Raw genomic sequence first — 11,101 nt, forward strand, 5'->3', positions numbered from 1 at the left:
AATTTCTCACCAATGGGTCCTGTGGGCCGGGCCTGGATGGCCGGCCGTAGCAGGAAAGCCGAGAGGATAGAATGACAACTTTTTCTCCCCGGGAAATAGTCTCGGAACTCGACCGCTTCATCATCGGCCAGCATGAGGCCAAACGTGCGGTCGCAATCGCGCTGCGCAATCGCTGGCGCCGCCAGCAGCTCGATGAGAGCCTGCGCGATGAAGTCATGCCCAAGAATATTCTGATGATCGGACCGACCGGTGTCGGCAAGACCGAGATTTCGCGCCGCCTCGCCAAGCTTGCTGGTGCCCCCTTCATCAAGGTCGAAGCCACGAAGTTCACCGAAGTCGGCTATGTCGGACGCGATGTCGAACAGATCATCCGCGATCTGGTTGAAATCGGCATTGGCCTCGTGCGTGAAAAGAAGCGCGCCGAAGTGCAGGCCAAGGCGCATCAGAGCGCCGAAGAACGGGTGCTTGACGCGCTGGTTGGTGCAACCGCATCGCCTGGCACGCGTGAAAGCTTCCGCAAGAAGCTGCGTGACGGCGAGCTGGACGACAAGGAAATCGACATCGAGGTGGCGGATAGCGGCTCGGGCATGCCCGGTTTCGAAATTCCCGGCATGCCGGGCGCCAATATCGGCGTTCTCAACCTGTCGGAAATGTTCGGCAAGGCCATGGGCGGACGCACCAAGAAGGTGCGCACGACAGTGTCCAAATCCTATGCCGATCTCATCCGCGACGAATCCGACAAGCTGCTCGACAATGAAATGATCCAGCGTGAGGCGGTGAAGTCGGTCGAAAATGACGGCATCGTCTTCCTCGATGAGATCGACAAGATCGCCGCCCGCGACGGTGGCATGGGCGCCGGCGTCTCGCGTGAAGGCGTGCAGCGCGACCTGCTGCCGCTTGTCGAAGGCACCACGGTTTCGACGAAGTACGGCCCGGTCAAAACCGACCACGTGCTGTTCATCGCATCGGGCGCGTTCCATGTGGCGAAGCCTTCGGACCTCCTGCCCGAACTTCAGGGCCGCCTGCCGATCCGCGTCGAGCTGAAGCCGCTGACCAAGGAGGATTTCCGCCGTATCCTGACGGAAACGGAAGCAAGCCTTATCCGCCAGTACAAGGCGCTGATGGCGACGGAGGAACTGGATCTCGATTTCACCGATGACGCAATCGATGCTCTGGCCGATGTGGCCGTTCATCTCAATTCGTCGGTCGAGAACATCGGTGCGCGCCGTCTGCAGACGGTGATGGAGCGTGTTCTGGACGAGATTTCCTTCAACGCGCCGGATCGCGGCGGCTCCGCCATCAAGATCGACCAGGAATATGTCAAAAAACATGTGGGCGATCTCGCCGCGGACACGGATTTGTCGCGCTATATTCTCTGAAGACTTCGGGGATCCGAGAAAGAAGAGTGCGGCCATATTTGCCGCACTCTTTTATTTTATCCGCCTTGTCTCGCATTCAACCCGCATTTTGTTTATGGGAAGGGCTGCATTCCGGTTGGAACCGCTTTAGTGGAATGATCCGGTTTTCCCAGCGTATTTCGCTGGCGGAAACCGCAGGCTTGAGAAAAGGCATTCGCTCGTGCGCAAAACTCTTCTGGCATTTGCCGCTGCTTTGGCGGTCACCGTCACCGCGTCTTCTTACGTCGAAGCCGCGACGGTCGTTCCGCCGGGCAATCGCAATGCCGAACAGCCGGGTGTTCCCGGCGCTTCCGCAAAAAGAACCAAGGCGTCCAACACGTCTTTCGAGCGCAAATACCAGAAGGTCATCGAGCTTTTGTCCTCCGACAAGGCCCTGATCGCCAAGATCAAGTCGACGGCCGGGCGCTACGGCATCGATCCGATCCATATGATCGGCGCGATCGTCGGCGAACATACCTATAATGTCGACGCTTATGACCGGCTGCAGTCCTATTACGTCAAGGCCGCCTCCTATGCCGGCGGCAGCTTCCGTTTCGGCTACAAGGACGAAACCATCGCGCAGTTTCTGACGCATTCGCAATTTGCCAAATGCCAGTCGAAAAAGGATTCCTACAGCCTCTGGAATTGCCGTGAAGATGTCTGGGACGACAGTTTCCGTGGTAAGACCGTCGATGGCGTGGCCTATCCGAACAACCGTTTCAGCGCCGTATTCTTCCAGCCCTTTTATGCCGGCCAGACCTTTGGCCTCGGCCAGATCAACCCGCTGACGGCGCTGATGTTGTCCGACATGGTGTCGAGAACCTCCGGTTACGAGAGGCTGGATGAAAACGATGCCACAGCGGTCTATACGGCGATCATGGACCCGGACCGGTCACTCGCCTTCATGGCCGCCTCCATCCGCAAGTCTATCGATGATTACCGGTCGATTGCCGACATGGATATTTCGAAAAATCCGGGTGTGACCTCCACGCTTTATAATGTCGGCGGGTCGCAGCAGCGTGCTGCCGCCCTTGCCCAGAAGAACCGCCAACGCGCCTCGGGCGGGGAACAGCCGCTGTTACCGGAAGAAAACTACTACGGCTGGCTGGTGAACGACCGCCTCAAGGATCTGCAGGCGCTTTTGTAGAAAAAGACGACTATCGGCTCCATTGTTTCCAAAACGGAAATAATATTTGGCTGCCTGCCGCAATTGACGAGCGCCCGTCTCCGCGTCCAATCTGTATCTCCAGAATAGAGGAGGCGCATGTGAGCCGCACGAATAAATTCGGTCTTTCCATCGATGACAGGCTTTATGCCTTTCTGACTGACGACGTCCTGCCGGGCACAGGTCTGGACAGTGAGGCGTTCTTCGAAGGTTTTTCGACCATTGTTCACGAGCTTTCTCCGAAGAACCGTGAATTGCTGGCAAAGCGCGACGCCCTGCAGGAAAAACTGGATGGCTGGTATCGGCAGAATCGCGCTCCGGTAGATTTTGCTGCCTATGAGGGATTTCTGAAGGAAATCGGCTATCTGCTGCCGGAAGGCCCCGGCTTCAAGGTGGAAACCAGCAACGTCGACCCTGAAATTGCTGCCGTTGCCGGTCCGCAGCTCGTCGTTCCGGTTATGAATGCACGTTATGCACTGAATGCCGCGAATGCCCGCTGGGGTTCGCTTTACGACGCGCTTTACGGCACGGACGCCATTTCCGATGCTGACGGTGCGGAAAAGGGCAGGGGCTATAACCCAAGGCGCGGCGAGAAGGTCATCGCCTGGGCTCGCAACTTCCTCGATGAATCCGCGCCGCTGGAGACGGGAAGCTGGTCCGATGTGACCGGTTTCAAGATCGAGGATGGCCTGTTGCAGCTCGCCACCGGCGACGCCAAGACTGGCCTCACGGATGCAGCCCAGTTCAAGGGTTTCAGCGGCGAGGCGGCAAAGCCTGCAACGATCCTGCTTGGCAAGAACGGTTTGCACACCGAAATCGTCATCGATCCCTCGACCGAAATCGGCAAGGGCGACAAGGCGGGCATCTCCGATGTCATTCTTGAATCGGCGCTGACGACCATCATGGATTGTGAGGATTCGGTTGCCGCCGTCGACGCCGAGGATAAGGTGCTGGTTTACGGCAACTGGCTTGGCCTGATGCGCGGCGACCTGACGGAGGAGGTTTCGAAGGGCGGCAAGACCTTCACCCGCAGCCTCAATCCGGATCGCTATTACACGGCTCCCGATGGCGCGGCGCTGACGCTGCCGGGCCGTTCCCTGATGCTGGTGCGCAATGTCGGTCATCTCATGACCAATCCGGCGATCCTCGACAGGGACGGCCGCGAGGTGCCTGAGGGCATCATGGATGCCGTCGTCACGGCGCTGATCGCTCTTTATGATGTCGGTCCGTCCGGGCGTCGTCAGAATTCCCGCGCCGGCTCGATGTATGTGGTCAAGCCGAAGATGCACGGGCCGGAGGAAGTGGCCTTCGCCAACGAAATCTTCAGCCGGGTCGAAAAGCTTGTCGGCATGGCGCCGAACACCATGAAAATGGGCATCATGGATGAGGAGCGTCGTACCACGATCAACCTCAAGGAAAGCATTCGCGCCGCGAAGGATCGTGTCGTTTTCATCAATACGGGCTTCCTCGACCGCACCGGTGACGAAATCCACACCTCGATGGAAGCGGGTCCGATGATCCGCAAGGGCGACATGAAGCAGGCGGCATGGATCGCCGCTTACGAGAACTGGAACGTTGATATCGGCCTCGAATGCGGCCTTTCCGGCCATGCGCAGATCGGCAAGGGCATGTGGGCCATGCCGGATCTGATGGCGGCGATGTTGGAGCAGAAGATCGCGCATCCGAAGGCCGGCGCCAACACGGCCTGGGTGCCGTCACCGACCGCAGCGACGCTGCATGCCACGCATTATCACAAGGTCGATGTCGCCGCCGTCCAGGAAGGACTGAAAAGCCGCGGCCGCGCGAAGCTTTCCGATATCCTGTCCGTGCCGGTCGCGCCGCGTCCCAACTGGGCGCCGGAAGAAATCCAGCGTGAACTCGACAACAATGCGCAGGGTATTCTCGGCTATGTCGTGCGCTGGGTCGATCAGGGCGTCGGCTGCTCCAAGGTGCCTGATATCAACAATATCGGGCTGATGGAGGACCGCGCCACGCTGCGCATCTCCGCGCAGCATATGGCGAACTGGCTGCGCCATGGCGTGGTGACAGAGGAACAGATCGTCGAGACCATGAAGCGCATGGCCGCCGTGGTCGATACGCAGAATGCCGACGATCCGGCCTATCTGCCGATGGCATCCGATTTCGACGGATCGGTGGCATTTCAGGCGGCTGTCGAACTGGTGCTGAAGGGCCGCGAACAGCCGAATGGTTACACCGAACCGGTTCTGCACCGTCGTCGTCTGGAACTGAAGGCCAAACAGGCGGCCTGACACCGTCAGCAGTCCTGAGAAACAAAAAAGCCGCCGGGGGAAATCCACGGCGGCTTTTTCTTGTCCGGTATCTGATCTTTATTGGATCACGACGACTTTCGTGCTGCGGCCGGGGCGGACGCGGCTGTATAGGTCGATGACGTCCTGGTTGATCATGCGGATGCAGCCGGAAGAGGCGGCGGTGCCGATCGAGGCCCATTCGGGCGAACCATGGATGCGGAACAGCGTGTCCTGTCCCTTTTCGTTGAAGAGATACATGGCGCGCGCGCCGAGCGGGTTGGAAAGGCCCGGGCCCATGCCGGCCTCAACATATTTGGCCACTTCCGGCTTACGGTCCGCCATTTCCTTCGGCGGATGCCACATCGGCCATTCCTGCTTCCAGGCGACATAGGCTTCACCGGCCCAGGCGAAACCCGCCTTGCCGACGCCGATGCCATAACGAACCGCACGGTTGCCGGAGAGGATGTAATAGAGGTAACGCTCGCGCGTGTTGACGATGATGGTGCCGGCGCGTTCGGATGTCTGGAATTCGACAATCTGACGGCGATACTTCTCGTTGACACGGTTGATCGGAATGGCCGGCAGCGCATAGCCCGCATCGGTCACGGCACCGTAAACATCGTTGAAGATCTGGACCGTTTCGACCTTCGCCGGAACGGGGTCAGCAACCGGAACAGACGCTGCGATCTTGCCGGAGGTCGGAGCGGAGGATTGGGAGGTAGTTTCGGCGCAGCCGGCCAGAGCCAGTGCTGCCGTCAGACCGAGTAAGGTCAATGGGGTGCGGATGCGCATGTCGTTCTCGCGGAAAATTCGCCAAATTGTGCGAAGGAGTAGGCTTAATTGGATAAATCGGTTATTTTCCATTCAGCCGCTCTTGGCAAGCCGTTGCGCCGCCGCGAGACGGTTGTGCCTTTAAAATTGCCGGTTGATTGCCTTTTTGCAACAATAGGCCAAACGCTTCAGCAGCCTTTATCCATGACTATTCTTTCCGTTACCAACAATAATCCGTTAATCGACGGCCGCCAGTCGGACAAGGCGATGCTGGTGCGTCGCGGCGTTCAGGTGCTTCTGCACGAAATGCGCCATTCGGTGCTGCCGGAGCTGCCGCTTGCAAGCGGGCGACGGGCCGATCTCATCAGTCTGTCGGTCAAGGGTGAAATCTGGATCATCGAAATCAAATCCTCCATCGAGGATTTCCGTGTCGATCGCAAATGGCCGGAATATCGCCTGCATTGCGATCGGCTGTTCTTCGCCACCCACCCGGAGGTTCCGACCGACATATTCCCGGAGGAATGCGGGCTGATCCTCTCGGATGGATATGGTGCCCATATGCTGCGCGATGCGCCGGAACATAAATTGCCGCCGGCGACCCGCAAATCGGTGATGCTGGATTTCTCGAGAACCGCCGCGACCCGGTTGATGCTGGCAGAATGGACAACCGGGCGCAGCTTTGGCGAATAAGTATCGTTACTTTGGGGCGCGTTTCGCGAGAATGCGCTGCAAGGTGCGCCGATGCATATTGAGCCGGCGTGCCGTTTCCGAAACGTTGCGCTCGCACATTTCATAGACACGCTGAATATGCTCCCACCGAACCCGGTCTGCCGACATGGGGTTTTCGGGAACTTCGGTCTTTTCACCCTTGCGCTGCGTCAGCGCATTGAAGACATCGTCCGCATCGGCGGGTTTGGCCAGATAGTCCAGCGCTCCGAGTTTTACGGCGGTAACGGCGGTTGCAATATTGCCATAGCCGGTCAGAACGACGATCTGCGTATCGTCCCGGTTCTGCCTGATCGCCTCGATGACTTCCAGACCATTGCCATCCGCAAGCCTCAGATCGACCACCGCATACTTCGGCGGCGCAGCCCTGGAACGGGCTATACCGTCACTCACCGTCTCGGCCGTATCGACGGCAAAGCCGCGTGTTTCCATTGCCCGGGCAAGCCGGCGCAAAAACGGGCCGTCATCATCGACGATCAGCAGCGATCTGTCGGGCCCGATCGGATCGCCGTCGTCCGTTGGCGCGCCGGTGGAGTTGTTCTGGTCTTCTGTCTTCATGTTTGCGGCCTTCCGGCAACTTCGTCGGCTTTGTTTTCTTCTTCTTATCGCCGCTTCAACGTGGATGGTAAAGTCAACGGTTTCTTTTATCGTCCATAAGCGCTCGAGGCCAGACGATTGTGACCCTTGCTCCCTTTTCGCTAGTGCCGCGATTTTCAAAGGTGACACTGGCGCCGGAGCGCTCCAGCAGAGTCTTGGCGATGAAAAGCCCGAGCCCGAGCCCACCCGCCCTTGTGTCGTTGTGACGTTCGGTCACATAGGGCTCGCCGATACGGGCAAGCACGTCATGGGCATAACCCGGCCCGTCGTCTTCAATGATGACGGCGACGTTCTGCTGATCGTAATCCACCGTTACGGTGACCTTTTCCCGCGCATAATCCACGCCGTTTTCAATGAGGTTGCCGAGACCGTAGATGATACCGGCATTGCGGATACCGACCGGCTCGTCGGCGCGATTGCTCTTTTCAACGAGTTCGAGGCGGATGCCGAATTCCCGGTGCGGGGCCATCACCTCCTCGATCAGCGAAGAGAGCGGCAGGCGGCGCATATGTTCTTCATTGTCGGTGGAAAGCGATGTGAGCCGGCGCAGAATGTCACGGCATCTTTCGCTCTGGCTGCGCAGCAGCGCTATATCTTCGCCAAATTTTTCGTCATGCCCAAGTTCCCGCTCCATCTCCTTCGCGACGACGCTGATTGTTGCGAGCGGCGTGCCCAGCTCATGCGCTGCTGCTGCTGCCAACCCATCCAGCTGTGAAAGATGTTTTTCCCGCTCCAGCACCAGTTCGGTTGCAGCCAGCGCATCCGCCAGCTGATTTGCCTCATGCGAAACGCGATAGGCATAAAAGGCCGCAAACGAGGTCGTGGCGATGATCGCGACCCAGGTGCCGACATGCAGCAGAAGCTGGATCGGCAAAACCTCGCCGGGATACCAGGGAACCGGAAAGGGGGAAAAAGCGATCGCCGTCGAGCAGATGACGGCAAAGGCGAGAAGAATAAGCGAGTGCCGAAGCGGCTGGGAGGCAAACGCGATGATGACCTGCACGCAGATCAGCGGCGCGAACGGATTGGAAAGTCCACCGGTGATGTAAATGAGCGCCGTCAATTGCAGCAGGTCGAAGGCCAGCAGCAACGTCGCTTCCCAGGGCTCCAGACGATAGGTGGAGGGAAAACGGGCAGTGAGAAACAGGTTGGCGAGCGCCAGTGCCGCGATCAAGAGGCCGCAGGCCAGAAGCGGCAGGGGGAAATTGAGCCCGAAGGCGACAAGCAGGATTGTCGCCGTCTGCCCGGCAACCGCCAGCCAGCGCAGCCAGACAATGGTCTGCAGCCTTATCCTGCGGCTGGCGCGGCCAAGTCTCGTGGTTTCGATCGAATGGCCAGCCATTTTCGTCTCCTTTACCCTCTTTATCGTCATCACGTCCCGCGCGGTTTTGCGCGGCTGGTCGGCAGCGCCGATGCCGGGTCTTCCGGCCATGGATGGCGTGGATAACGTCCGCGCATATCCGCCCGCACGTCCTTCCAGGATCCCGCCCAGAAACCGGGAAGATCGCGTGTCGTCTGTATCGGCCTGTGTGCCGGCGAGGTCAATTCCAGGAGCAGCGGCAACCGCCCCTGCGCAATCGATGGGTGAGCCCTCAGTCCGAAAAGCTCCTGCACACGAATGGAAAGCGTCGGTTCGCTGGCATCGTAACGGATGGGGTGGCGCTGGCCCGTCGGCGCTTCGAAATGCGTGGGCGCCAGCCTGCCGAGGTCGCGCCCTACCTCATGCGGCACCAGGGACAGAATCCCGTCGGAAAGGCTGCCGGGCCGGATGTCCTGCAGGCTGCGCGCGCCGTTCTGAAAAGGGACGAACCATTTGTCCAGCCGCGAAAGCAAAGCCTCGTCGCTGACATCAGGCCAGGGGTCGCCGATACTGGCGTTCAGAAAGCCGATTCTGTCGCGCAGCTGCAGCGTCTCTTTCGAAAACGGAAGAATGTCGATGCCGAATTCCCTGATACCATTGGCGAGCGCCTGGGCCGCCTGTTCACCCTCGGGGCGGGGCAGGGGTGTTTCGTCGAGGATGATGGCGCCAAGCCGCGTCACCCTTCGCGCACGCGCCTGGCCGCTCGCCTTGTCGAAAAGCAGCTGGTCCTGCTGAACGATGAGGTGCGGCATCCGCTCTTCTATATCGGTCCTTTCTATGCCCGCCGCCGCAAGGATGCGCGGTTGCGCCGCCCGTCCGGTAATATCGGCCACGACAAGCATTTTGCTCGCCGCCAGACGCTCGGTCTCGGCAAGCTCCGCACCCCGCCCATTGGCCATTACATAACGTCCGCGCGCGACACGCTGGAGTGCGATCCTGTCCGGATAGGCGTGCAGCAGCAGTGGACCGGCCTCACTCGGCAATTCGGCTGTCGCCGTTTTGTCGCCGATCGCATCGAACAGCCTCGATGCCAGCTTCCGCGCCGCCAGCGCCCTTTCGCTCCTGTCGGAAAGAAAGTGTCGCAGCCGTTCATCGAGATCGATGTCGTTTCCGCCGAGCCCCTGTTCCGTCAACATGACGGCGAGCATCGCCGCCTTTTTCCCCGCACCCTCGCTTGCCGCCGCAATCACCATGGCTGCCAGTCGCGGTGGCAGCGAAAGGCCGCGCATCAGACGACCGCGCTGCGTCAGTGCGCCGCCTTTGTCGAGCGCGCCCAGATTTTTGAGAAGCGCCACCGATTCTTTAAGTGCGGCTTCGGGGGGCATATCAAGAAAAGCAAGAGAAGACGGGTCCTGAACCCCCCAATGGGCGAGATCAAGCGCAAGGCCGGCGAGATCGCTCGCCAGAATTTGCGGTGGCGTAAAGGCATTGAGCGCCGCCGTCTGTCCTTGATGCCACAGGCGGATCGCAACACCGGGTTCCGTTCGCCCGGCGCGCCCCGCCCGCTGGTCGGCGGAAGCGCGCGACACCCGCACCGTTTCGAGCCTCGTGATTCCCGTTGCCGGCTCGAAGACGGGCAGTCGCTGTAATCCGCTGTCGATCACCACACGCACGCCATCGATCGTAATGGATGTTTCGGCAATCGAGGTGGCCAGCACGATCTTGCGCCGTCCGGCTGGCGCCGGCTTTATCGCTGCATCCTGCTCCTTCTGCGAAAGGTTTCCGTAAAGGGGGATGATATCCGTATCACTGGGAAAACGCCCCTCCAGCCGCGCGGCCGTTCGGGTAATTTCCGCCTGTCCCGGCAGAAAAGCGAGGATGGAGCCGGTTTCCGACCCATGGGCTTCGGTAATCGCCTTGGTGACTTTTTCTTCAACCGGTACGCCCTGCCAACGATCCTCATAGCGGACGTCGATCGGAAACGTCCGCCCAAGGCTCTGAATGACCGGGGCATCTGCCATGAGCGCGCTGATGCGTTCGACATCGAGAGTGGCAGACATGACGAGGATGCGCAGATCGTCTCGCAACCCACTCTGTACGTCCAGTGCAAGCGCCAGTCCGAAATCGCCGTCGAGCGAACGTTCATGAAACTCGTCGAAAATCACAGTCGAAACGCCGGCAAGTTCGGGATCGTCCAGAACCATCCGGGCAAACACGCCTTCGGTCACCACCTCTATCCGGGTTTTCGAGGAGATGCGATTGTCGAGCCGCATGCGGTAGCCGACAGTTTGCCCGACTTCCTCGTGAAGCAGCTCGGCCATGCGCCCGGCCGCGGCCCGGGCGGCAAGCCGGCGCGGTTCGAGAAGAATGATCTTGCCGTCACCCCGCCAGTCCTGCTGCAAAAGATGAAGCGGCACCAGCGTCGTTTTACCCGCGCCCGGAGGGGCTGAAAGAACTGCGCGCTTCGCCCCGGCCAGGGCCTCGGCGATATCGCCCAGAACGGCACTGACGGGAAGTTCGGGCGATTCAGTCTTCATAGGGACGGACGTTCTGGTCATGCAAACAGGCCTGCGGCGATTGGGGGTGGGTTTAAGCGTCTTATATGCCGTTTCTAATGCACGACCCTGCGCTTTGACAGCCGTATGTAAGGATAAGGCAAATGCTCCGCCGGCAAAATTGCGGTTCCTGGCGCGCTATTTGCAATGACGCATGGAGGGGAGACATCCGGCCTGTGGTGAAACGTCTGAAGATTCCGCCCCTTTTTGCCCATTTCCGTTGCGCACCACGAAACTATGTATTGATATCAATGTCTTGATAAAAATGTCAGTTTTTTGACGGTGTGTGTGTTGACTTGTTTGGTGGGGTGGATTTATAA

Annotated in this window: 8 protein-coding genes; 4 read left to right on the forward strand and 4 right to left on the reverse strand. The window is 59.5% G+C overall.

Going from position 1 to position 11,101, the window contains the following annotated elements:
• The first annotated feature begins 71 nt into the window (after window positions 1–71).
• The 3 genes from hslU to V6S97_RS23470 all read left to right on the forward strand — a co-directional run bounded on the left by hslU (window position 72) and on the right by V6S97_RS23470 (window position 4,832).
• Window positions 72–1,379, forward strand: a complete 1,308-nt coding sequence (gene hslU, locus V6S97_RS23460; protein WP_003505390.1) for an ATP-dependent protease ATPase subunit HslU — start codon at window positions 72–74, stop codon at window positions 1,377–1,379.
• Between the two features lie 199 nt (window positions 1,380–1,578).
• Window positions 1,579–2,544: a DUF1402 family protein gene (locus tag V6S97_RS23465; protein WP_003505391.1), complete on the forward strand. Its 966-nt coding sequence runs from the start codon at window positions 1,579–1,581 to the stop codon at window positions 2,542–2,544.
• Window positions 2,545–2,663: 119 nt separating this feature from the next.
• Window positions 2,664–4,832: a malate synthase G gene (locus V6S97_RS23470; RefSeq protein WP_003505392.1), complete on the forward strand. Its 2,169-nt coding sequence runs from the start codon at window positions 2,664–2,666 to the stop codon at window positions 4,830–4,832.
• A 78-nt stretch (window positions 4,833–4,910) separates the two neighbouring features.
• Here the strand turns inward: V6S97_RS23470 and V6S97_RS23475 are convergent, their stop codons facing one another.
• Window positions 4,911–5,624 (reverse strand): L,D-transpeptidase, encoded by a 714-nt coding sequence (locus V6S97_RS23475; RefSeq protein WP_003505393.1) that lies wholly within the window; start codon window positions 5,622–5,624, stop codon window positions 4,911–4,913.
• A 183-nt stretch (window positions 5,625–5,807) separates the two neighbouring features.
• On the opposite strand from V6S97_RS23475, the gene V6S97_RS23480 reads away from it, so the two are divergent.
• Window positions 5,808–6,293, forward strand: coding sequence for an MmcB family DNA repair protein (locus tag V6S97_RS23480; RefSeq protein WP_004444350.1), 486 nt, complete (start codon window positions 5,808–5,810; stop codon window positions 6,291–6,293).
• Window positions 6,294–6,299: 6 nt separating this feature from the next.
• Here the strand turns inward: V6S97_RS23480 and V6S97_RS23485 are convergent, their stop codons facing one another.
• The 3 genes from V6S97_RS23485 to hrpB form a co-directional block, all read right to left on the reverse strand.
• Window positions 6,300–6,887: an ActR/PrrA/RegA family redox response regulator transcription factor gene (locus V6S97_RS23485; protein WP_003505397.1), complete on the reverse strand. Its 588-nt coding sequence runs from the start codon at window positions 6,885–6,887 to the stop codon at window positions 6,300–6,302.
• Window positions 6,888–6,960: 73 nt separating this feature from the next.
• Window positions 6,961–8,268, reverse strand: a complete 1,308-nt coding sequence (gene actS, locus V6S97_RS23490) for a two-component system sensor histidine kinase ActS (protein WP_077998710.1) — start codon at window positions 8,266–8,268, stop codon at window positions 6,961–6,963.
• A gap of 29 nt (window positions 8,269–8,297) precedes the next feature.
• A complete protein-coding gene (gene hrpB / locus V6S97_RS23495) occupies window positions 8,298–10,763 on the reverse strand; it encodes an ATP-dependent helicase HrpB (protein ID WP_442886097.1) in 2,466 nt (821 codons plus the stop codon).
• Window positions 10,764–11,101 lie beyond the last annotated feature (338 nt).

The sequence above is a fragment of the Agrobacterium sp. CCNWLW155 genome (genome assembly GCF_036888815.1).
Taxonomy (GTDB): domain Bacteria; phylum Pseudomonadota; class Alphaproteobacteria; order Rhizobiales; family Rhizobiaceae; genus Agrobacterium; species Agrobacterium radiobacter.

Coding starts and splice junctions, on each gene's coding strand:
- hslU (WP_003505390.1), top strand. CDS start 72: ATGACAACTTTTTCTCCCCGGGAAATAGTCTCGGAACTCGACCGCTTC.
- V6S97_RS23475 (WP_003505393.1), bottom strand. CDS start 5,624: ATGCGCATCCGCACCCCATTGACCTTACTCGGTCTGACGGCAGCACTG.
- V6S97_RS23480 (WP_004444350.1), top strand. CDS start 5,808: ATGACTATTCTTTCCGTTACCAACAATAATCCGTTAATCGACGGCCGC.
- V6S97_RS23485 (WP_003505397.1), bottom strand. CDS start 6,887: ATGAAGACAGAAGACCAGAACAACTCCACCGGCGCGCCAACGGACGAC.
- actS (WP_077998710.1), bottom strand. CDS start 8,268: ATGGCTGGCCATTCGATCGAAACCACGAGACTTGGCCGCGCCAGCCGC.
- hrpB (WP_442886097.1), bottom strand. CDS start 10,763: ATGAAGACTGAATCGCCCGAACTTCCCGTCAGTGCCGTTCTGGGCGAT.